The sequence below is a fragment of the Rhodobium orientis genome, from assembly GCF_003258835.1.
GTDB lineage: Bacteria > Pseudomonadota > Alphaproteobacteria > Rhizobiales > Rhodobiaceae > Rhodobium > Rhodobium orientis.
In genome coordinates, this window is record NZ_NPEV01000009.1 from 52277 (window position 1) to 75086 (window position 22810).

General features: G+C 65.9%; 19 protein-coding genes. 5 read left to right on the forward strand and 14 right to left on the reverse strand.

The window, feature by feature from the left end; all coding sequences use genetic code 11:
• The first annotated feature begins 86 nt into the window (after positions 1-86).
• Entirely contained in the window at positions 87-728 is a 642-nt protein-coding gene (locus CH339_RS06305) for a LysE family translocator (RefSeq protein WP_111433490.1), read from the forward strand.
• Positions 729-924: 196 nt separating this feature from the next.
• Complete coding sequence (locus CH339_RS06310; RefSeq protein ID WP_111433491.1) at positions 925-2676, forward strand: methyl-accepting chemotaxis protein; 1752 nt, start codon at positions 925-927, stop codon at positions 2674-2676.
• A gap of 89 nt (positions 2677-2765) precedes the next feature.
• On the opposite strand, the gene leuC is transcribed toward CH339_RS06310, so the two are convergent.
• The gene (gene leuC / locus CH339_RS06315) at positions 2766-4172 is read right to left on the reverse strand and encodes a 3-isopropylmalate dehydratase large subunit (RefSeq protein WP_111433492.1); all 1407 of its coding nucleotides are present in this window, start codon (positions 4170-4172) and stop codon (positions 2766-2768) included.
• A 296-nt stretch (positions 4173-4468) separates the two neighbouring features.
• Positions 4469-4993, reverse strand: a complete 525-nt coding sequence (gene rplS, locus CH339_RS06320) for a 50S ribosomal protein L19 (protein WP_111433493.1) — start codon at positions 4991-4993, stop codon at positions 4469-4471.
• A gap of 306 nt (positions 4994-5299) precedes the next feature.
• Here rplS and CH339_RS06325 point away from each other — a divergent pair, with 306 nt between their 5' ends.
• Entirely contained in the window at positions 5300-6094 is a 795-nt protein-coding gene (locus CH339_RS06325; protein ID WP_111433494.1) for a DUF3050 domain-containing protein, read from the forward strand.
• A 346-nt stretch (positions 6095-6440) separates the two neighbouring features.
• Here CH339_RS06325 and CH339_RS06330 read toward each other — a convergent pair whose 3' ends face one another.
• From CH339_RS06330 to CH339_RS06385, 12 genes are all read right to left on the reverse strand, one after another.
• Positions 6441-7223 carry a glutamine amidotransferase gene (locus CH339_RS06330; RefSeq protein WP_244669188.1) on the reverse strand — a complete coding sequence of 261 codons (783 nt, stop codon included), beginning with the start codon at positions 7221-7223 and terminating at the stop codon, positions 6441-6443.
• A gap of 68 nt (positions 7224-7291) precedes the next feature.
• On the reverse strand, positions 7292-7762 hold the full coding sequence (locus tag CH339_RS06335; RefSeq protein ID WP_111433495.1) for a tellurite resistance TerB family protein: 471 nt from the start codon (positions 7760-7762) through the stop codon (positions 7292-7294).
• Between the two features lie 132 nt (positions 7763-7894).
• Entirely contained in the window at positions 7895-8872 is a 978-nt protein-coding gene (locus CH339_RS06340) for a GNAT family N-acetyltransferase (protein ID WP_245408106.1), read from the reverse strand.
• 236 nt (positions 8873-9108) lie between these two features.
• Positions 9109-10035 (reverse strand): carbohydrate kinase family protein, encoded by a 927-nt coding sequence (locus CH339_RS06345; RefSeq protein WP_111433497.1) that lies wholly within the window; start codon positions 10033-10035, stop codon positions 9109-9111.
• A gap of 51 nt (positions 10036-10086) precedes the next feature.
• On the reverse strand, positions 10087-11676 hold the full coding sequence (locus tag CH339_RS06350; protein WP_111433498.1) for an FGGY-family carbohydrate kinase: 1590 nt from the start codon (positions 11674-11676) through the stop codon (positions 10087-10089).
• Entirely contained in the window at positions 11676-12368 is a 693-nt protein-coding gene (locus CH339_RS06355; RefSeq protein WP_111433545.1) for an HAD family hydrolase, read from the reverse strand. The genes CH339_RS06350 and CH339_RS06355 overlap by 1 nt, the downstream gene beginning before the upstream one ends.
• Before the next feature lie 165 nt (positions 12369-12533).
• Positions 12534-14024: a mannitol dehydrogenase family protein gene (locus tag CH339_RS06360; RefSeq protein ID WP_111433499.1), complete on the reverse strand. Its 1491-nt coding sequence runs from the start codon at positions 14022-14024 to the stop codon at positions 12534-12536.
• Positions 14025-14178: 154 nt separating this feature from the next.
• Entirely contained in the window at positions 14179-15177 is a 999-nt protein-coding gene (locus CH339_RS06365) for an ABC transporter ATP-binding protein (protein WP_111433500.1), read from the reverse strand.
• 12 nt (positions 15178-15189) lie between these two features.
• Positions 15190-16020 (reverse strand): carbohydrate ABC transporter permease, encoded by an 831-nt coding sequence (locus CH339_RS06370; protein ID WP_111433501.1) that lies wholly within the window; start codon positions 16018-16020, stop codon positions 15190-15192.
• A 9-nt stretch (positions 16021-16029) separates the two neighbouring features.
• Positions 16030-16902, reverse strand: coding sequence for a carbohydrate ABC transporter permease (locus CH339_RS06375; RefSeq protein WP_111433502.1), 873 nt, complete (start codon positions 16900-16902; stop codon positions 16030-16032).
• 193 nt (positions 16903-17095) lie between these two features.
• Positions 17096-18400 (reverse strand): ABC transporter substrate-binding protein, encoded by a 1305-nt coding sequence (locus CH339_RS06380; protein WP_111433546.1) that lies wholly within the window; start codon positions 18398-18400, stop codon positions 17096-17098.
• A gap of 255 nt (positions 18401-18655) precedes the next feature.
• Positions 18656-19675: a sugar-binding transcriptional regulator gene (locus CH339_RS06385; RefSeq protein WP_111433503.1), complete on the reverse strand. Its 1020-nt coding sequence runs from the start codon at positions 19673-19675 to the stop codon at positions 18656-18658.
• A 177-nt stretch (positions 19676-19852) separates the two neighbouring features.
• Here CH339_RS06385 and CH339_RS06390 point away from each other — a divergent pair, with 177 nt between their 5' ends.
• Together CH339_RS06390 and glpD are read left to right on the forward strand one after the other, a co-directional pair.
• On the forward strand, positions 19853-20620 hold the full coding sequence (locus CH339_RS06390) for a DeoR/GlpR family DNA-binding transcription regulator (protein WP_111433504.1): 768 nt from the start codon (positions 19853-19855) through the stop codon (positions 20618-20620).
• A 645-nt stretch (positions 20621-21265) separates the two neighbouring features.
• Complete coding sequence (gene glpD / locus CH339_RS06395) at positions 21266-22786, forward strand: glycerol-3-phosphate dehydrogenase (RefSeq protein ID WP_111433505.1); 1521 nt, start codon at positions 21266-21268, stop codon at positions 22784-22786.
• Positions 22787-22810 lie beyond the last annotated feature (24 nt).

Consider the following 22810-nt stretch of genomic DNA (forward strand, 5'->3'; position numbering starts at 1 on the left):
TTGTCCCGGTGCTGTCATTGAGGCGTCCGGTGGGGCGCGGTATACATCCCGCATTGCCGGTCCGACACGACGAGGGGTGACATCCGATGTTCTTCCTGCCCGATCCCGCAGCGCTTGCCGCCTTCAGCCTTGCGACCGTCGTCCTGGCGCTGACCCCCGGCCCGGACATGACGTTTTTCCTCGGCAAGGCGATCGTCGCCGGCCGGCGCACCGGTTTCGTCGCCTTCGGCGGGGCGATCACCGGCATCCTCGTCCACACCCTGTTCGTCGCCGTCGGCCTTTCCGCGCTCCTGGCGGCGTCTGCCACCGCCTTCACCGCACTGAAGGTGGTCGGCGCGGCCTACCTGTTGTGGCTTGCCGTCGATGCCATCCGCCACGGCAGCGGCTTCGATCCGGCCTTGGCCGACGGCAAGCGCCAGAGCCTGAGGCGCGTGTTTCTCTCCGGCCTCGGCATCAACATCCTCAACCCGAAGATCATCCTCTTCTTCGTGACGTTCCTGCCGCAGTTCGTCTCGGCGGGAGACCCGCAGGCGGCGGCCAAGCTCGTCTTCCTAGGCGCCTGGTTCATCGTCGTCGCCTCGGTAATCATCCTGCCGATGATCACCTTCGCCGATCTGATCGCGGCACGGCTGCGGCGCTCGCCGCGGATTCTGAGGGCCATCGACTGGCTGTTCGCCGGCGTCATGGCCGGTTTTGCCGTGCGCCTGGCGCTCGCCCGGGCGAACTGATCGCTTCGCACGGGCGAGACTGTTGCAGTTGTGTTGCATTCGCCTTGTCGGCCCCCAATATTTCCCGCATTTCCCGCATTTTCAGTAAGTATTAACACGGCACGCTTCGTATTTTACCGGGGTTTAATACTTCGATAACCAAATTGCTCAAGCATCAGGATATTTCCAGAGGGAAAATTACGGGGGGAAGAGCTCGATGGCTCGTCTTGCAACACAGTCCAGGAATGGCGTCGCCGGCGATGACCTGACGGCGACGATTTCCGATTTCCTGGAAATGAACGGTGCGTCCGCCGGCAACGGCAAGGCGCTGTGGCGCGCGCTGTCGTCGCGCATGCCGGCGATCCTGGAAACCTTCTACGGCGCCCTGGCCGACCGGCCCGAGCTTGCCGAAAAGCTCGGCGCCAACTGCGGCCGGGTCGAGGAGCTGAAGGCGACCCAGCAGCGCCACATGGAGTTCCTGCTCGACCACGGCCCGGGGCCGGACCTGGAGGAGCAGGCCAGGAAGATCGGCGAGGCCCATGTGCGGGCCGGCATCACGCCGCTGTGGTATCTCGCCGCCTATGGCCGGCTGTTCCACGACATGATCCCGGCGCTGGTTGCCGGCAACCGGTTGTCGCCGAAAAAGCAGACGCGGATGCTGCAGACGGCGGTCTCGCACATCTTCCTCGACATGGTGCTGGCCTATGACGCCTACCAGACCAGCATGATGGCCGAGACGGTGGACAAGAAGGAGCGCGAAAAGGACGTCCACAGCCTGCGCAAGCTCGCCCAGACGGTGCGCAACATCAACGATGTGACGCTGAACATGGCGTATCTCTCCAACAACATCCGCGCGGCCAGCGACGGCGGCCAGGCGATTTCATCGGCCTCGGCGGAGCTGGTGGCCTCGATCCAGCAGATCGCCGCGACCAGCGACGGCACGGCGCAGGAGGCCGACACCACCCATTCGGCGATCGCCGACGGCCTGAAGTCCATGCAGGCGGTGTCGACGACCATCAAGGACATCGCCGCAAGCTCGCAGCGCAGCGCCGACGACCTCACCGAACTGCACGAGGCGTCCGACCAGATCAGCGAGTTCCTGACCGTCATCGAGAGCATCGCGGCCCAGACCAACCTCCTGGCGCTGAACGCGACCATCGAAGCCGCCCGCGCGGGCGAGGCGGGCAAGGGCTTTGCGGTCGTTGCCGCCGAGGTCAAGGAACTGGCGACCCAGACCGCCAAGGCGACGGAAGACATCGCCCAGCGCATCGAGGCGCTGAAGGGCGGCATGATGACGATCCGCGAATCCATCGAAAGCTCGCAGAACGCGGTGGAGAAGGGCGAGGAGACCATCACCGGCGCCAACGCCCTGATGGAGACGGTCGGCACCCAGATCGGCGATGTCTCCCACAAGATGCAGGAGATCTCGTCGATCCTGCAGCAGCAGCACGGCGCCAGCCAGGAGATCGCCGAGAGCATCACCCGCGTTGCCGACCTTGCCAACGAGAACGAACGGCGCTTGAGCGAGATGTCGGGCTCGCTGGACCACGCCAACGGCGCCTTCCTGGAGGACGCCAAGGCCTGGTTCGATGCCGATTCCGCGCAATCGCTCTGCGAGATGGCCAAGATCGACCATGTGATGTTCAAGAAGCGGATCGTCGACACGGTGACCGGGCGCGACAAGTGGCGGGCCGGTGAGGTGCCGGACCACCATTCCTGCCGGCTCGGCAAGTGGTACGACGCCATCACCGACGAGCGGATCCGCGCCCATCCGTCCTTCGTGGCGATGCGCGAGCCGCACAGGACCGTCCATGCGGCGGCGCGCGAGACGCTGGAAGCCTATGACCGCGGCGACAAGGCGGCGGTCGCCGCCGGCCTCGACCGGCTGGAGGCGGCGAGCATCGAGGTCATCGAGGCGCTCGAGGCCTTCTCGACGGCGCTCGACAGGGATCTGCAAAGGGCAGGCTGATCCTCTGCATCAATAGAACATGACAAAAGAAAACGGGCGGAGAAATCTCCGCCCGTTTTCCGTTTCCGTAAACGTTATTTCGTGCCGGCCTACTTGAAGTCGCGGATGTCGACGAAGTGGCCGGCGATCGCGGCGGCGGCGGCCATTGCCGGCGACACCAGGTGGGTGCGGCCCTTGAAGCCCTGGCGGCCCTCGAAGTTGCGGTTCGAGGTCGAGGCGCAGCGCTCGCCGGGAGCCAGCTTGTCGGCATTCATGGCAAGGCACATGGAGCAGCCCGGCTCGCGCCATTCGAAGCCGGCCTCGATGAACACCTTGTCGAGGCCCTCGGCTTCGGCCTGTTCCTTGACGAGGCCGGAGCCCGGCACGATCAGGGCGTTGACGCGGTCGGCGACCTTGCGGCCCTTGGCGACGGCGGCGGCGGCGCGCAGGTCTTCGATGCGGCCATTGGTGCAGGAGCCGACGAAGGCGCGGTCGATGGCGATGTCGGTCATCCGGGTGCCGGCCTCAAGACCCATATAGGCGAGTGCGCGCTCCACGGCGGCGCGTTTCGCCGGGTCCTCGATCTGTTCCGGGTCCGGCACGCTGCCGGTGATGGAGACGACGTTCTCCGGGCTGGTGCCCCAGGTGATCAGCGGCGGCAGGTTGCCGGCGTCGAGACGGACCTCAGCGTCGAACTCGGCACCCTCGTCGGTGACCAGCGTCTTCCAGTAGTCGACGGCAGCCTCCCAGTCGGCGCCCTTCGGCGACTTCGGCCGGCCCTTCAGGTACTCGAAGGTCTTTTCGTCCGGCGCGATCATGCCGGCACGGGCGCCGGCCTCGACCGTCATGTTGCAGACCGTCATGCGCCCTTCCATGGACAGCGCCCGGATCGCCTCACCGGCATATTCGATGACGTGGCCGGTGCCGCCGCCGGTGCCGATCTCGCCGATGATGGCCAGCACGATGTCCTTGGCGGTGACGCCGTCAGCGAGCGCGCCGTCGACTGTGACGCGCATGTTCTTGGCCTTGGACTGGATCAGCGTCTGGGTGGCGAGCACGTGCTCGACCTCCGAGGTGCCGATGCCGTGGGCCAGCGCCCCGAAGGCGCCGTGGGTCGAGGTGTGGCTGTCGCCGCAGACGATGGTGGTGCCGGGCAGGGTGAAGCCCTGCTCCGGTCCGATGATGTGGACCACGCCCTGGCGAACGTCGTGCTCGTCGTAATATTCCAGGCCGAATTCGGCGGCGTTCCTGGCCAGCGTCTCGATCTGCAGGGCCGATTCCGGATCGTCGACGCCCTTGGAGCGGTCAGTGGTCGGAATGTTGTGGTCGACGACGGTGAGCGTCTTTTCCGGCGCGCGGGCCTTGCGGCCGGTCATGCGCAGCCCCTCGAAGGCCTGCGGGCTCGTCACCTCGTGGACCAGATGCCGGTCGATGTAAATGAGAGAGGAGCCGTCGTCCTGCGTTTCGACCAGGTGGTCGTCCCAGATTTTGTCGTAGAGGGTTCTCGGGGCGGACATTTTCTTTCTCTCCAGATTCAAACGCCGGAACATGTCTGGCCGGCTGTTCTTAAAGAACGTCGCCCGGAGCGGTCAAGACGGACTGTCGGGACGGGCGTTCAGGATGTGCGCTCAGGACAAGCGCGCAAGCTGGCGGGGCGGATCGCATGCGGGGTCGGCGGGTCGCCGGGACGGCCCCGTCACCGTCGGCCGCTCCGGCAAGATATGGGGCAGGGCGGGCGTTTCGTCATCGGCGGACAAAAAAACCGGCCCCGAAGGGCCGGCTGGGTGTTTTTCGTTCGCATCGGCGAGACGACCTATTCGGACGCGGTGTCGCCCGCCTCGGCCTCGGCGGCGGCAGCGGCTTCCGCAGCAGCGGCGGCTTCGGCGGCGGCGGCCCGTGCCGCGGCCTTCTCGGCCTCGACGGCGGCCTTGGCGTCGGCGGCGACGCGCTTCTCGGCGTCGACCAGGCGGCGCGTGCGCACGTTGGTGGCCTCGGAGATGCGGGCGGACTTGCCGCGGCGGCCGCGCAGGTAATAGAGCTTGGCGCGGCGGACCTTGCCGCGGCGCACGACGTCGATGGACTCGATCAGCGGCGAGAACAGCGGGAAGACACGTTCCACGCCTTCGCCGTAGGAAATCTTGCGGACCGTGAAGCTCTCGTTGAGGCCGCCGCCGGAGCGCGAGATGCAGACGCCCTCATAGGCCTGCACGCGGGTCCGGTTGCCCTCGGTGACGCGCACGTTGACGCGCAGCGTATCGCCGGCCGAGAAGTCCGGAAGCTTGCGCTTGTCCTCGATTGCCGCCATCTGCTCGGTTTCGAGTTCCTGAATGATGTTCACGGCTCAACCCTTCTCATACAGTCGGCACGGCCGAGGCCGCGCTCTTGATGCGCCGGCAGCGACCGTGCTCCATATCCTGGAAAATCAAGCGTCGTCCATACACCGATCGATTCGGTTTGTCGATTCCCTGATGGCGGCGGCATCGCGGTTTTTTTCATTTTTTTGCATCGACTTGCGTTTCCGGACCGTCCGGCGGGAGCCCGCCGGCGTGCGGCCTGCCGCACTGCAACGTGGCGAACGGACGATCTGCCCTATATTCGAAAAAACAAATATACTGGCCGAACAGATATTGAAGGGGGAGACACCATGAACGCACCCGCCGCGCCCGGCAGCCTGACCGCCGACATCATCGAAGCGACCCGGGCCCCGCTCGATGCGCACCCGGTCTATGGCGCGATCACGAGCCGCGCGCGGCTTTGCCGGTTCATGGAGCACCACGTCTTTTCGGTCTGGGATTTCATGTCGCTGATCAAGTACCTGCAGGCGCGGGTGGCGCCGACCAATGTGCCCTGGGCGCCGGTCGGCGACGGCAGCGTCCGGCGCTTCATCAACGAGCTGGTGCTGGAGGAAGAGACCGACGAACTACCGGGCCACGGGGCCGGAAACCCGGCCTTTACCAGCCATTTCGAGCTCTATTGCACGGCGATGCGCGAGGTCGGGGCCGATCCCACATCGGTGCTCGCCTTTGTCGAGACGGCGGTGGCGGACGGCATCGAGGCGGCGCTTGCCACCGGCCTTGCACCGGCGCCGTCCGCGACCTTCACCCGCACCACCTTCGGCTTCATCAATTCCGACCGGCCGCACCAGGTGGCGGCGGCGCTGGCGCTCGGGCGCGAGCACATCATCCCGGCGATGTTCCGCCGGTTCCTGTCGGACATGGAAATCGGGCCGGACGAGGCGCCGGTGTTCCATTTCTATCTCAACCGGCACATCCATCTCGACGAGGATTTCCATGCGCCGCTGTCGCTGAAGCTCCTCAACGCGCTCTGCGAGGGCGATCCGGAGCGGCTCGATGAGGCGCGCGAGGCGGCGATGGCGGCGGTTGCCGCGCGGCTCGCCTTCTGGGACGGTGTGCACGCCACCATCTCGGCGATGGACTGATCGCCTAGAGATAGAGCCGTCAATGTCAGGGAGAAAAAGACCCGGCGTGGCGGAAGAAGGCGCGTCAGGGTCAAGGTGACGCCTTCTCCCGCCCGGGTGCCTTGCTGACTACGCAAAACCTGAAGGTCAGCGTCCTATCCCTGGCAAATCGCTTGCCAGGTTTTCCGCGCGCGAAAACCACAAGATATAGTGGTGGGAGACGACGGTCGGCACAATCAATGCCGGTATTTAAACGCCGCGTTTACCCTCGGCGCATTGCAGATTGCAGCGGATTCGCATTCTGCAACGGTGCGGCCGGCAGAAACGGCCCTGCCGTTTGCATGGGCGATCTTTCAGGAGGCGTCGGCTATTCGGCAGAGGCCTTCGCAGAAGCGGGGGCTTTTGCCGTCGCCGGGGCCGGCGCGTCGGCGCGGCCGATCCACAGGTCGAGGAATTTCTCCAGCCAGGCCCTCAGCGGCGCGTCGTAGACGGCGCGGCCGGCGAAGTGGTCGTTGCGGTTTTGCGCGCAAGGAAGCTTCATGCGCTCCGCACCCTTCACCGTCCAGCGGTGCATCATGGCGAGCGTCAGCTCCGGATGGAACTGGATGCCATAGGCGGCGGCGCCGACCCGGAATGCCTGATTGGGAAAAAGATCGCCCTCGGCAAGCAGCGTTGCCTCGCGCGGCAGGTCGAAGCCTTCGCGGTGCCACTGGTAGACCTTTTTCGGCCAGGAAAAGAGGGCCTTGCCGGCCTCGGTCGGGCGGATCGGATAATAGCCGATCTCCGCGCAGCTCTCCGTGTGAGGCTCGACCTTGCCGCCGATATGGCGCACCAGCATCTGGGCACCGAGGCAGATGCCGAGGAAAGGTGCCCCCTCCGACAGCGGCACGCCGGTCCAGTCGATCTCGCGATGGACGAAGGCGTCGGTATCGTTGGCGCTCATCGGTCCGCCGAAAATGACGGCGCCGGCGTGTTCGGCCATAGTGGTGGGAAGCGGGTCGCCGAAGCGCGGACGGCGGATGTCGAGCGTGAAGCCGCGCCTGACGAGCGACTGCCCGACCCGACCCGGGGTCGAGTTTTCCTGGTGGAGGACGATGAGCACGCGCTGCGGGCGCTCTCCCCTGCCATCGATCCGGTGCATGACGGTCATGGGCGCGGATTATATCGATTGTCGGTGACGCGTCGACCCCGGATATCGCGCGGGTCGTTGCCGGGCTCTCATTCGCCCTCGTCGTCGATGCGGCCCTCGACGCGTTTGCGCATGGCGATGCGGTCGCGGGAGGAGACGCCGAGGAGTTCGGCGACGCGCCAGACGATGTTGTCCTCCATTTCGTGGACGGTGCCGTCGGCGTAGACGATCTCCCACATCATTTCCACGACGTGGCGACGCTCGTCGTCGGCGAGCGTGCGCTTCAGGACGCTGGTGAAGGCATAAAGGTCGATCGCCTCGCGGTCGCGGGTGCGGGCCTCGGAGATCAGCGCCTCGGTGTCCTTGGGCGAGAGGTTGTAATTGGTGCGCAGGATTTCCTTCAGGCGCTGCTTCTCTGAGTCCGCGACGATGCCGTCGACGGAGACCAGATGCACAAGGAGCGCGGCCACGGCGAGACGCTGGTCTTTCTCCGGAGAGCTCTCGTCCGCGGGCTGGCCCTGGGTGATGTCTGTCAGAAACTGTTTCAGCGATTCGAACATGCTGCCTCGCGGGTGCGGTCCGCCTATCAATACACCAGTTTCTATTTGAAGAAAGTCGCCGCCGTTTTCAAACCGGAATCGCAGTAAGTCGTCCGGCTGTGGCAGTGCTGCCGGCCGCCGGGACGTTCCGGATCAGTGCGAGTTCGACAGCAGGTGACGTAAACGTGAGATGAGCGCCTCGCCGAGGAGGCGTTCGGCAATTGGCTTCAGGCGGCGTCTGGTCGCCTGGATCAGGAACGGCGCGAAGGCCGCCCAGTGCTCCGGGGTGAGGAACACGCGGCGGTTGCGCATGACGACGAGGGTCGTCAGTTCCTGGCGGTCGGCGCCGACGTCCTGTTTCCAGGGGCTGTCGCCCCACAGAAGGTGGACGTCGCGGTAGCCGCGTTCGCCCAGTTCCCTGAGCGCGGCGAGATGGACCTGAAGCCCCGGCGAGAATTTCGAGAAGGCGAGGTCGTAGCCCATGATGTTGAAGAAGGCACTGGTGCCGGCCGTGCAGATGATGTTGCCGGCGATGATCCGCCCGTCGAGGGTCAGCTTTGCCGTATAGCCGGTCTGCACGGCGGTCGCTTCCAGGATCGCCCGTTTTTGGTCGTCGAGCTGGTGGTGTCCGCCGGCCGATTCGATCTTGGTGCGGTTGAGGTCCGCGATCGCCGCGACGTCGCCGGGCCGGCAGCGCTCGAAGTGGAATTCCACGTGGCCGCCGGTCTCTTTGGCCAGAAGCTTCCACTTGCGCCGCATGGTGCTGGCGCGCCGCGAGGAGATGTGGGTCACGTCCGGGCCGATGGCCATCCGCCAGTCGGCCTGGTAGGCGAACCGGTGATGGGGGCGCAACGGCGCGGGCGTTTGCGGTGCGACGATGTCCTCAAGGACGACCGAGTTGGCGTCGGTGCCGCGAAAGAGCGTATCGCAGAGGGCGTCGATGCGCGCGGGCGTCAGCGTTGCCAGCCGGCCGAGATGAACCAGGTGGCCGTGGCGTTCGGTAAAAAAAGCCGGATCCTCGTCCGGCCGCTCCAGCATCAGGACGTCGTTCAGGCCGAGGGCGGCGAGATATGCGGGGTGGACGAAGAAATTGCCGGCCGCGTCCGGAGCCGGGATGTCGGCGACGGGCACGGTTCGCAACGAAAAATCGCCATGGGAGGATGTCCCGGCGTCCGCGCGTCCGCGTCCGAGCCAGGGATACGCGCCCGGCCGGTCCCCGGCAGGGTCTCCTGCAGTCGGGGCCATGCCGTGCAATCCCGGGATTTCAAATGCGTTCGCCATTCCGCTCGTCTACAGCAAAGCGGCCCATGCGAAAAGCCGAACGTAAAAAAAGGGTTACCGGCCACGGCGCGCGGCCCGGCGGCCCCCTATGCCGGCAGTTCCCCGCGCCAGGGCGGGTTGGCGCCGGCGCGTGAGATGGTGACGGAGGCCGCGGCTCCGCCGAGGGCAAGGGCGGCCTCGATGGCATCGGCCTCAAGCCCGGCAAGGCCGGCGCGGTCGGTGATGCCGGCTTCCGACAGGCACGTCATGAAGCCGGCGTTGAAGGTGTCGCCGGCGCCGACCGTGTCGACGACCTTGACGGTGCGGGCGGCAACGCTGACCGTGCCGCTGTTGCGGTAGGCCGTGGCGCCTTCGCCGCCGCGGGTGATGATGACGATCTCCGGACCGCGCTCCAGTATTCCGTTTACGGCAACGTCAATGTCGGTCTCGTTCTCGATCCAGGCGAGGTCCTCGTCGGACAGCTTGACGATGTCGGCTAGGCCGATCATGTGCGTGACGCGGCGGCGATAGGCGGCCTCGTCGGAGACCAGGGTCGGGCGGATGTTGGGATCGATCATGGTCAGGCGCTTGCCGGCCTCGCGCGCCATCAGCGTCTCGTAGGCGGTCCCGCAGGGCTCCGGAATGAGGCTGATGCCGCCGAAGAAGAGCGCCTTCACCGAGGAGGGCAGGGCCGGCAGGTCGTCGACGGTGACCATCCGCGAGGCGGAGTTCTCGTCGTAGAAGATGTAGCTCGCCTGGCCGTCGACGAGCTTGACGAAGGCAAGGGTGGTCGGCCGGTCGCTCTCCACGACGGGCGAGATGTCGACCTTGCTCTCGACCAGGCCGTCGCGCAGCATGTCGCCGAAGAAATCGGTCGAGATGCCGCAGAAGAAACCGGCCGGGGCGCCGAGGCGGCCGATGGCGCGGGCGGTGTTGTAGACCGCGCCGCCGACGAAGGGCGCAAAGGCCGCTTCGCCCGCGGTGGTCTGGCGCGGAAGCATGTCGATGAGGGCTTCGCCGCAGCAAAGGATCATGTCGCAAGATCTCCGTTGGGACGGGTTTCGACGATACCGACCATCTTGCGGTCACAAGGTCAAGGCGTCGAGTTCGGCGCGGTGCTCCTGCATCCTCAGGAAGACGCGGTAGTCGGTGTCGTAGCGGGCGCGGGCGGCCGGATTCGGCGCGCGGCGGTCGCCGTCCTGCCACATGGAACGGCAGGCGCGGCGCAGGTCCGGGTGGAGGCCGCCGGCGGCAGCGGCGATCATGGCGCTGCCGAGGAGCACGGTGTCGCTGGCGCCGTTGGTGCGGACCTCGCAATCGGTGGCGTCGGCATAAAGCTCCATCAGGACCGGGTTGCGGGCGTGGCCGCCGGTGAGATGCAGGGTGTCGATGCGCCCGTCGCGCGGGGCCATGTGTTCCAAGATCTGGCGTACGCCGAGGGCGATGGCGACTGCGGTGCGCCAGTAGAGCCGGCACAGCGCATCGAAGGACGTGTCGAGGGTGAGGCCGCTGATGACGCCGCGGGCGTGGGGGTCGGCGAAGGGCGTGCGGTTGCCGTGGAAATCCGGCAGGACGTGGATGCCGTCGGCAAAGCCATCGCCGTTAACGGCGCGCAGTTCGGCGATCCGGTCGGTGATCGCAGCGTGGCCGGCGCAGTCGGGCCTCAACCCGTTGCCGTATTGGCGGATGAGGAGGTCGAGGAGGGCGCCGGTCGCCGACTGGCCGCCCTCGCGCAGCCACAGCCCCGGCAGGCAGGCACCGTAATAGGGGCCCCAGACGCCCTTGGCCGGCCGGGCCTCGTCGGCCATGCCCATGACGCAGCTCGATGTGCCGGCAATCAGCGCGACGTGCCGCTCGATGCCGTCGTCCGCAAAGGCGCCGAGGACGCCGATCGTGCCGGCAAAGGCGTCGATGGCGCCGACGCCGACCGCGCAGTCCGTGTCGAGGCCGAGGTCGCTTGCGGCCCCGGCCGTCAGTGTGCCGAGGCTTGCTGCGACGGGCAGCGGCTGTGCCGGCAGTCCGGCCCGCGCCATCAGGTCGCCGAGACCGACGGCATCGAAGAAATCCTGCTGCCAGCCGTCGTCATGGGCGAGGTAGGTCCATTTGGCGGTCAGCGTGCATTGCGAGCGGGCGGCGTTGCCGGTCGCCTTCCAGGCGAGGAAATCGGTGAGGTCGACCGCCAGGCCGGCCCGGGCCCAGGAGGCGGGAAGCCGGCGCTTCAGCCACATCAGCTTCGGCGTCTGCATTTCCGGCGACATCGCCTCGCCGACATATTCCAGCACGCGGTGGCCGGTGGCGGTGCATTCGTCGGCCTCCGCGATCGCCCGGTGATCCATCCAGGAGATGGTGTCGAAGCGGTCGTCGCCGGGACCAGAAGAGGGGCTGGAAACGCTGACCTGGCGGCCGTCCCTGTCGCGCACGACGAGCGAGCAGGTGGCGTCGAAGGCGATGCCGGCGATGCGCTCGGCGGCCACGCCGGCCTCCTCCATGGCGGCCTGGAGGGCGCGGCAGGCGGCGCGCCAGATGTCCTCGGAATCGTGCTCGGCCACGCCGCCGGCCGGCTGGCTGAGGACGATCGGGTGCACCTGGCGCGCCAGCATGGCACCGCCCGCATCAAAGACGCCGGCCCGGGCACTGCCCGTTCCGACGTCGATCGCACAAACCAGATTGCGCATCAGCCGAAGGACTCTCCCGGCGACAGCCGATCGATCAGCGACGGCAGCAGCGCCATCCTGTCGAACACCAGATCGGGAGACATCGCCTCGACCCGCCGCCTGAGGTCGGCGGGGCCGACATGGGAGCCCCCCAGATAGGCAAGCACATGCATTCCGGCCCTGCCGGCGGCCTCGATCCCGGCCGGGCTGTCCTCGACGACGGCGCAGCGCGCCGGCTCGACGCCCATGGCCCGGGCGGCATGCAGAAAGAGGTCGGGTGCGGGCTTGCCGTTTCTCACCATGGTTGAACTGTATACGTTCGCACCGAAGCTTTCCAGAAGGCCGGTGACGCCGAGCGACAGCTCGATGCGCTCCACCTGGCTGGACGAGGCGACGCAGAACGGCACCTTCAGCGCGGCGAGTGCCTCTGCGATGCCGGGGGTCGGCTGCAGGTCCCGGCGGAAGCGTTCGAACAGGCGCTGGCGGATCTCGGTGACATGGTCGGAGGTGATGACGAGGCCGTAGTCGGCGGCGATCGTCTCGACGATGGTCTTCAGGGAGCGGCCGAGGAAGATGCGGTAGCCCTCTTCCGGGGAGATCTTCACGCCGTCTTCGGCGATGACTTCCAGGAGGACGGCAACGGAAATCGGCTCGCTGTCGACGAGGACGCCGTCGCAATCGAAAATCACGAGGTCGACGGCGCGGTTACGCATGCTGTTTTTCATTGCGCCCATCAAGCCATGATTCCAACGAAGCGGCAACGGCCGCCGTCGCCCGGGGCACAAGGCCAGGGGCGGCAGCGGCCGTAGCCGGCCGGCGCACATGAGAGAATGCGCCGGCTGTCGTTGTCGCGGTGCCGGACCGGTGCCGGCGGGCGCTCATCCGCTCGCTCGGACCGGTTCGGCGAGATAGGCCTCAAGGGTCCTGTGGGTACCGTTCGCCCACAGCGCGCCGAGCCAGTAGGCGAATGCCTCGCGAAAGGCCGGCGCGGCGGCGACGTCGCCATAGATGTCGGTCATTTCCAGCCAGGCGTCCGGGTCGTTCCTGGCGCACTTCGCCTGTTCGGTGAGGCGGTCCCAGATCGGGTCGTTGGGTGCGATGGCGGCCCCTGAGTCCGTCGTGCCGAAGCAGTAGCGGCACCACAGGGCCGATTCCAGGGCGAGGCCCGAGACGCCGCGGCCGGCCCTGAGGTTGTCGGCGATCGAGGGGACGATGAATTTCGGCTGGCGGTTGGAGCCGTCTAAGCAGAGCCGGCGCGCCGTGTCGCCGATCTTGGGGTTGGCGAAGCGGCGCTCGATGAGGGCGTAGTAGTCGGCAAGGTCGGTGTCCGGCACCGGCGGGACGATCGGCACGATCTCCTCGCGCTCGACCTTGCGCAGAAAGGCCAGCACAAGGTCGTCGGTCATCGCCTCGTGGACGAAATGGATGCCCATCAGGCCAGCCGGATAGCCGATCACGGCGTGGCCGCCGTTGAGGATGCGGATCTTCATGATCTCGAACGGCGTGACGTCGGGCACGAACTGGACGCCGACCTCCTCCAGCGCCGGGCGGCCGCAGGTGAAATTGTCCTCCAGCACCCACTGCTTGAAGTCCTCGCAGAATACCGGCGCGGCATCGTCGATGCCGAAGGTCTCGCGGGTGATGGTCCGCTCGCGCTCGCCGGTTGCCGGCGTGATGCGGTCGACCATGGCGTTGGGGAAGGCAACCTCGGCGGCGATCCAGTCGGCAAGGTTTTGGTCGGAGAGGGCGGCAAGGCCGACGACGGCGTTGCGAGTGACGATGCCGTTGTGGGGGATGTTGTCGCAGGACATGACGGTGAAGGGGACGGTGCCCTCTTCGCGCCGGCGCTTCAGGCCGGCAACGAGGATGCCGAAGACGGTCTTCGGTGCGCCGGGTTCTGCCGCATCGCCGGCGATCGCCGGAATGCCCGGGTCGAAGACGCCGGTCGCCGGATTGATGAAATAGCCGCCCTCGGTGATGGTCAGCGAGACGATGCGGATTTCCGGGTCGGCGAGCCGGTCGATGAGGGCGCCGCGGTCGGCGGGCGGGATGAAATCGATCATCGGGCCGGTGACCCGGGCGATGGAGCGGTCCGCCTCCTGTTCCACGACCGTGGTGAGGTAATCCTGGGCGGCGAGCGTGGCGCGCATCGCCTCGTCGCTTTCCATGATGCCGGCGCCGACGATGGCCCAGCCATGGTCGCGGCCGGTGTTGAACAGGGCGTCCAGATAGACGGCCTGGTGGGCGCGGTGGAAGTTGCCGACGCCGATATGGAGGATGCCGGCCGTCAACTCCGTGCGGTCGTAGTGCGGCACGGCGATGGTCGCGCCAATATCGCCGAGGGTGGCATTGGAAAGCTTGAGGGCCATGGGTTCCTCCTTCGCCGGCGGGCGGTGCCGTCAGCTCGTCCAGTTGCCGCCAGCGACGCTGCAGGGCCGGGCGGCGATCCTTTCGCCTTGTGGAGTGGCGTGGAAAACGGTCCGGCCGGTCGCGATCGCCGTCCTGCCGTCAAGCCGCGCCATCTCAGAGCGCCTTTCCGTCGGCATCGAAGCGGTGCAGCTTGGCTTCGTCCGGGGTCAGGAAAACGCGCACGCCATGGTCGATGGGCACGTCGCCGTCGGAGCGCACCGTCATCATGCCGGCGCCTTCCACGTCGACATGGAGGAAGGTGTCGGAGCCGAGGTGCTCGGAGACCCTGACGGTGCCCGGCCACTGGCCGTCGTCGGTGGAGAGCGTCATGTGCTCGGGGCGGATGCCGATGGCGTAGGCGTCGCGCTTTGCCGCCTTGTCGCCCTCCACGAAGTTCATCTTCGGCGAGCCGATGAAGCCGGCAACGAAGCGGTTGCGGGGGCTGCGGTAGAGGTCGAGGGGCGAGCCGACCTGCTCGATGATGCCGGCCCTCAGCACGACGATCTTGTCGGCCATGGTCATGGCTTCGACCTGGTCGTGGGTGACGTAGATCATCGTCGTCTTGAGCTGGTGGTGCAGCTCGCTGATCTCCAGGCGCATGGCGACGCGCAGGGCCGCGTCGAGATTGGAGAGCGGTTCGTCGAACAGGAACGCCTTCGGCTCGCGGACGATGGCGCGACCGATGGCGACGCGCTGGCGCTGGCCACCGGAGAGCTGACCCGGCCGGCGGTGCAGAAAGTCGGTGAGGTTGAGGGTCTCGGCCGCGCCGCGGACCTTGTCGTCGATCGCCTTCTTGTCCATGCCGGCCATCTTCAGCGGGAAGGCGATGTTCTTGTAGACGCTCATATGCGGGTAGAGCGCATAGGTCTGGAACACCATGGCGAGGCCGCGGCTGGCCGGCGCCTCGCCGGTGGCGTCGCGGCCGTTGATCCAGATCTTGCCGCCGGTGACGTCTTCGAGGCCCGCAATGAGGCGCAGCAGCGTGGACTTGCCGCAGCCCGAGGGACCGACGAAGACGACGAACTCGCCGTTTTCGATCTCCAGATCGAGGTCCGGAATGACGATGGCGTCGCCGAACGCCTTCTTCACGTTTTCCAGGCGGATGTTACCCATGGTGTCGAACCCCTATTTCACCGCGCCGAAGGTGAGGCCGCGGACGAGCTGCTTCTGGGAGAACCAGCCGATGATGAGAATCGGTGCGATGGCCAGCGTCGAGGCGGCGGAGAGCTTGGCCCAGAACAATCCTTCCGGGCTGGAATAGGAGGCGATGAACGCGGTCAGCGGCGCCGCCTTGGCGGCCGTCAGGTTGAGCGTCCAGAACGCCTCGTTCCAGGCAAGGATCAGGTTGAGAAGGACGGTCGAGGCGATGCCCGGTACGGCCATCGGCGCAAGGACGTAGACGATCTCCTTGCCCAGCGATGCGCCGTCCATCCGGGCGGCTTCCAGGATCTCGCCCGGAATCTCCCTGAAGTATGTATAGAGCATCCATACGATAATCGGCAGGTTGATCAGCGTCATGACAATGACGAGGCCGAGCTGGGTGTCGAGGAGGTTGTAGTCCCGGAAGATCAGGTAGATCGGCACCAGCACGCCGACCGGCGGCAGCATCTTGGTGGAGAGCATCCACATCAGGATGTCCTTGGTGTGCTTGCCGGGCGAGAACGCCATCGCCCAGGCGGCCGGCACGGCGATCAGCAGGCCGAGGCCGGTGGAGCCGAAGGAGATGACCACGGAATTGATGACGTGCTTCAGATAGTCGGAGCGGTCCTGGACCTCGTGGTAGTTTTCCAGCGTCCAGTTGAAGAACAGGAAGCTCGGCGGGTTGGCGATCGCCTCGCCTTCGGTCTTGAAGCTGGTCAGGAACGTCCAGATCACCGGGAAGAAGATCAGGAGGCCGATGGACCAGCCGATCACCGTGTAGGTGAGCTTGCGGGATGTTGATGCTTCGCGCGCCATGTCGACCTCCTATCGATCCAGGTTCTTGCCGATCATGCGGATGAGGAAGATGGCGACGATGTTGGCCAGGATGACGGCGACGATGCCGCCCGCCGAAGCGCCGCCGACGTCGAACTGCAACAGGGCCAGCGAGTAGACCAGGTAGGTGATGTTGGTCGACTGGGTGCCGGGGCCGCCATTGGTGGTGACGAGGATTTCCGCGAACACGGAGAGAAGGAAGATCGTCTCGATCAGGATGACGACTGTGATCGCGCGGGCCAGGTGCGGCACGACGATGTAGATGAAGCGCGAGATAGCACCGGCGCCGTCCATCTCGGCCGCTTCCTTCTGTTCCTCGTCGAGCGACTGCATGGCCGTCAGCAGGATGAGGGTGGCGAAGGGCAGCCACTGCCAGGAGACGATCATGATGACCGACAGGAGCGGCACCTGGGCGAGCCAGTCGACCGGCGGCAGGCCGACCGATTTGGCGAGCCAGGCAAACAGCCCGTAGACCGGGTGCATCAGCATGTTCTTCCAGACCAGCGCCGAGACCGTCGGCATGACGAAGAACGGGGCGATGACCATGAGCCGGACGATGCCGCGCCCGAAGAAGGGCTGGTCGAGCATCAAGGCGAGGAGGGTGCCGCCGATGACGGTGATCAGAAGCGTTCCGCCGACCAAGAGCAGCGTGTTGATGAGGGCATCATCGAAGGCCGGGTCGGTGAGGAAATACTTGTAGTTCAGGAACCCGGTCCACTCCTCCATGCCCGGCATCAGGAGGTTGTAGCGCAGGAACGAGAAGTAGAGCGTCATTCCCAGCGGTATCAGCATCCAGGCCAGGAGCAGAAGCACGGCCGGCGCCATCATGTAGCGGGCGGATGTGCGCGTGTGCAGCGTCGCCATCGGGGCTCTCCGAAGGTCGCGAGAAAAAGGCGCCAGAAGGTGCGTCGGAACGTTGTGGGGGTGAGGGCCGCCGAGCCTTCTTTGCGCGTATTCTTGTCCGAAAACCGGTGCCCACTTTTCGCTTTCGCGGACCTGTGGTTCGGGAATACGCGTTGAGTTGGGCGGCGGTCCTCTCCTTACGCGGTCGAGTGGCCTACTTGATGTAGCCGGCCTTGGTCATCTCGCGCACGGCGAGCTGCTGTGCGTTCTGCAGCGCCTGGTCGACCGAGATCTGGCCGGCAAGGGCGGCGGAGAACTGCTGGCCGACGGCGGTGCCGAGACCCTGGAATTCCGGGATCGCCACGAACTGGACGCCGACATAGGGCACCGGCTTGACCGTCGGGTTCTTCGGGTCGGCCGAATTGATGGAGTCCAGCGTCATCTTGGCGAACGGAATCTTGGCGTATTCCGGATTCTCGTAGAGCGAGGTGCGGGTGCCCGGCGGCACGTTGGCCCAGCCCTCCTTGGAAGCGACCAGCTCCAGGTAGTCCTTGGAGGTCGCCCATTCGATGAACTTGGTCGCGGCCTCGGCCTTCTGGGTGCCGGCGGGGACGGCGAGCGTCCAGGCCCACAGCCAGTTGCCGCGCTTGCCGAGCCCGTTGTCGGGGGCAAGGGCGAAGCCGACCTTGTCGGCAACCCGGCTCTCGTCAGGATTGGTGACGAAGGAGGCGGCGACGGTGGCGTCGATCCACATGCCGCACTTGCCGGACTGGAACAGCGCCAGGTTCTCGTTGAAGCCGTTGGACGAGGCGCCCGGAGGGCCGGCATCGTTCATCAGGTCGACGTAGAACTGCAGCGTCTCCTTCCATTCCGGCTGGTCGAACTGGGGCTGCCACTCTTCGTCGAACCAGCGGGCGCCGAACGAATTGCCGGTGGCGGTCAGGAACGCCATGTTCTCGCCCCAGCCGGCCTTGCCGCGCAGGCAGATGCCGTAGATTTCCTTGTCCTTGTCGGTGATCTTGCGGGCCGCGTCGGCAACGAGGTCCCAGCTCGGGGCATCCGGCATCTCGATGCCGGCCTCTTCGAACAGGTCCTTGCGGTACATGATCATCGAGGACTCGCCGTAGAACGGTGCGGCGTAGAGCTTGCCGTCCGCGGTCAGGCCGTCCCGGATCGGCGGCAGCAGGTCGTCGACGTCGTAACCCTCGTCGAATTCCAGCGGCAGCAGCCAGTTCTGCTTGGCCCAGATCGGGACCTCGTAGGTGCCGATGGTCATGACATCGTACTGGCCGCCCCTGGTGGCGATGTCCTGGGTCACCTTCTGGCGGAGGACGTTCTCCTCCATGGTCACCCATTCCAGCTCGATGCCGGGATTCTTTGCGGTGAAATCGTCGGTCAGCTTCTGCATGCGGATCATGTCACCGTTGTTGACGGTGGCGATCGTCAGCGTCTCGGCCTGGGCGGCAACGCCCAATGCCAGAAGCGAACCTGCTCCAAGGAGCAAAGCCTTGAGATTCATGAAATCCTCCCAGAATTCTTTTTGGTCGAGCCTTGCTTCGTGAATGAGCAAATGCTTCAGCCTTGGGCATTTGCTCATTAACCGTGCTTGGAGTCAACGTATATAACGTGCTGCGCTGCACCATGGGTTGTGCGACGCCGGGAAATTCATGCTTGCAATCAGGGTGTTGAAGACTTTGTCACAGGCCGGGCCCATGCCCCGGTGTTGGCGTTGGGCAACGGCTCCGTCGCGGCAGTGCCGGGGAGCGCAGGGGGGTCAATCTGCCTTTGCGGGCTCCCACCCTCCGGCCGGTGCCGGGGCAGCTTTTGCGGCATTGCCCGCGGCATCGCCGGCCCGGGCCAGAAGGCCCTCTGCCGTCTTCTCGTCGGTGACGAGGCCGGTGATGAGCCGGCCGGCGATGGCGCTGAGGATCGCCGTCAGCTTCTTCTCGCCCATGGCGCAGGCGATCGTCGGGCGGCCCCTGGCGGCGGAAAGGTCGGGGGCCGTGACCCGGTCGTTGCTGAAGCCTTGCATGACGTTGCCGGCCCCGTCGAAGATCCAGCCGACGATCTCGCCGGCGCCGCCGGCCGCGCGCACGGCCTCCATCTCTGCCTCGCCGACGAAGCCGTCGACGCAGAGCGGGGCCTCGGGTCCGAGCTCGCCGATGCCGACGAAGGCGACGTCGGCGCGGCTCGCCAGGTCGAGGGTCGGGCGGATGATCGCCTGGGAGCGCAGCATCTCGCGCTCCTCTTTCGAGGAGGCGATGACCGGCAGCGGCAGCGGAAAGGAGCGCACCGTCACCGTGTCGGCCATGGTGAAGATGACGTTGTAGTAGGCTGCCGAGCCGTCCGGGGCGATGCTGCCGGTCAGCGAGACGACCTTGTGGTCGGGGCAGGCGATCGGCGGCAATTGCTCGACGGCGGCCTTGAGGGTGCGGCCGGTGCCGATGGCGATGACGGTCGGCTCAGGCAGGCGCAGCCAGCGCTCGATCTCAAGGGCGGTGGCCTGGGCGACGCCGACGATGTTGGTGGCCGCCGCCGGGTCTGTCGGCACGACGTCGCAGAAGGTGAGGCCGAAGCGCTCCTTGAGTCTGGCGGCGAGGTCCATGCAGCGGCCGATCGGGTGGTCGATGCGGACCTTGACGAGGCCCTCGGAGACGGCGCGCGAGACCAGCCTCTGAGCGGACTGACGCGAGACGCCGAGCTTCGTCGCGATCTGATCCTGGGTGTTGCCGGCGACGTAGTAGAGCCAACCGGCACGCGCCGCATCGTCGAGCCGGTCGCCGTTCGGGGCCATTGCGAGGGGTGCCTTCCGCGTCGTGGTGATCCTTTTGCGAGGTACACCCATCGCGGCGAAATCGCAAACGGCTCGCATCGCCCTTCGCGCGGCCGCCGCGGGCGGTTCCTTTTATTTTCGCTTTTTTCATTTACACTCGTCGTCGCTTGCCGTTCTGACGGGAGGGATTCGGGTCCCATGTACCTGCCGCCGCGCCATACCGAGATCGTGACGCTTGCCAAGGAGCAGGGCCGCGTGCTGGTGGAGGAGCTTGCAGCGCGGTTCGACGTGACGCCGCAGACCATCCGCAAGGACCTCAACGATCTCTGCCAGCGCCGCATCCTCAGCCGCATCCATGGCGGGGCCGTGCTGCCGTCGGGCACGGAAAACATGGAATACGAACAGCGCCGGCAGATCGCGGCGCGGGAAAAGGCGGCGATTGGCGTTGCCGCGGCCGGCCTCATTCCGAACGACGCCTCGATCATCATCAATATCGGCACCACCACCGAGGCCGTCGGCGAAGCGCTGCTCGACCATGAGGGCCTCATGGTCATCACCAACAACATCAACGTCGCCAACCGGATGCGGATCTATCCGCAGTTCGAAGTGGTGATCGCCGGCGGTATGGTCCGGGCCTCGGACGGCGGTGTCGTCGGCGAGGCGGCGGTCGATTTCATCCGCCAGTTCAAGGTCGATTACGCGGTCATCGGCGTCTCGGCCATCGACCAGGACGGCTCGCTGCTTGATTTCGATTTCCGAGAAGTGAAAGTCGCCCAGGCGATCATCGCCAATGCGCGGCACGTCATCCTCGTTTCCGATTCCACCAAGTTCGAGAGAACGGCACCGGTCCGCATCGGCCACCTTTCCCAGGTCGATACTTTTGTGACGGACCGCTGCGCGTTCGACCACATCCGCCGTATCTGCGCGGACAATGGCGTGGAGCTGATCGAGACGGCGGGGGGGTGAGGGCGGCCGTCGTGCGGTTTTCGGGTTGGGTGGGTGTGCGGACCGGCGGTCGCCCGTTCGGCGCGATCGGCGCGACGAAGTGCTGTCCGGTTGAAGGCCTGCACACTCCCGTGCCGCTCGCCCCGCGTGACTGCCGGGCGATGCAAATTGAGATCAATTCCTTATCGCTCCCCGGATCAAGCCGACCGCTGTTTGCCTGACGGTGCGCGCATTCCCCGGTCCACTCACTCCGCGTCACCACCGGACTTGATCCGGTGGTCCATGATGAGGTGCGGCAAGGACCGCCCTAACCGATTGTCCCGAAAGGCATCATGGATTGCCGTGTCAAGCACGGCAATGACGCTTGAGAGGGGGTGAGGGCGGGAGCAAACCCGCGTTTGCATGCCTCGGCGACTTCCGTCGGATAACCTCGACAGCTTCCGCTGGCCTTTTCCAAAGGATGTGCTGGTGGAGGGCAATGTTCAGGCCGACATCGGCGGATCCTTCCCTTGTCACCACCGCAAGGCCCAAACGCCATCCGTCCCGGCCCGTTCTTTAGATCGGGCTGAAATTCGATTGACATTCGTTTTACATTCACTTTAACTGAAATGGATTTCGTATCGTTCCCGTTTTGCTGCGTTGCAAAATAAAAAGAACCGGTTGGGGATGGGAAACGCGTTCGACATTGTCATTATCGGCGGCGGCATCAATGGATGCGGCATCGCCCGGGATGCCGCCGGGCGCGGCTATTCCGTGTGTCTCGCCGAGATGAACGACCTGGCGAGCGCCACCTCCTCAGGCTCCACCAAGCTGATCCATGGCGGGTTGCGCTATCTGGAATATTACGAGTTCCGGCTGGTGCGCGAGGCGCTGAAGGAGCGCGAGGTGCTGTGGCACCTGGCGCCGCACATCATCTGGCCGCTGCGCTTCGTGCTGCCCCACCACAAGGGGCTGCGCCCGGCCTGGCTGCTGCGCCTCGGCCTCTTCCTCTACGACCATCTCGGCGGGCGCTGCCACCTCGGCGGCACGCGCACACTCGACATGCGGACCGACGCGGCCGGAACGCCGCTGAAGCCGCTTTTCTCCAAAGCCTTCGAATATTCCGACTGCTGGGTGAACGATGCCCGACTGGTGGTCCTCAATGCGCGCGATGCGGCGGACCGCGGCGCGACCATCCTGCCACGCACCAAGGCGATCGCGGCCCGGCGCGAGGGAGGTCAATGGCAGGTAACGCTGGAAGCCGCCAACGGCGACCGGCGCACGGTCACGGCCAAACTCCTCGTCAATGCCGCCGGCCCCTGGGTCGACAATGTGCTGGGCGAGGCGCTCGGCCGCAACGAGGCCCAGAACATCCGCCTCGTCCAGGGCAGCCACATCGTCGTCAGGCGCCTGTTCGACCACGACCGCTGCTACATCTTCCAGAATTCCGACGGCCGCATCATCTTCGCGATCCCCTATGAGGACGACTTCACCCTCATCGGCACGACCGACCGCGACTATGAGGGCGATCCGGCAAAGGTCGCGATCTCGGCCGACGAGACCGCCTATCTGTGCGAGGCGGCGAGCGACTATTTCGCCGATCCGGTGACGCCCGACGACGTGGTCTGGACGTATTCGGCCGTCCGCCCGCTCTATGACGACGGCGCCACCGCGGCGCACCAGGCAACCCGCGACTACGTGCTGAAGGTCGACGACGAGGAGGGCGCGGCGCCGGTCATCAACATCTTCGGCGGCAAGATCACCACCTATCGCAAGCTCGCCGAAACCGTGATGGAGCGCATCGGCGATTTCCTCGGCGACAAGGGCGCACCCTGGACGGAGACGGCGCCGCTGCCGGGCGGCGATTTCGCGATCACCGGCTATGACGCTCTCGTTGCCGAGCTCGCAAAAACCTATCCGTTCCTGGATGAGGAGCACGCCGCCCGGCTGGTCCGGCTCTACGGCACCAGGGCATGGAACCTTCTTGGTGCGGCCGCAAACCATAGCGACCTTGGCGCGCATTTCGGATATGATCTCTATGAGGTCGAAGTCCGCTACCTCGTGGAAAACGAGTGGGCGACGACGGCCGACGACATCCTTTGGCGCCGCACCAAACGCGGGTTGCGATTGACACAAGATAATAAAGAAACCCTGGCGCACTTCCTGAAAGACAACATGAAAGACGGAAGGCTTGCGGCTGCCCAATAAGCAATAACCGGTCGTTTGGGAGGA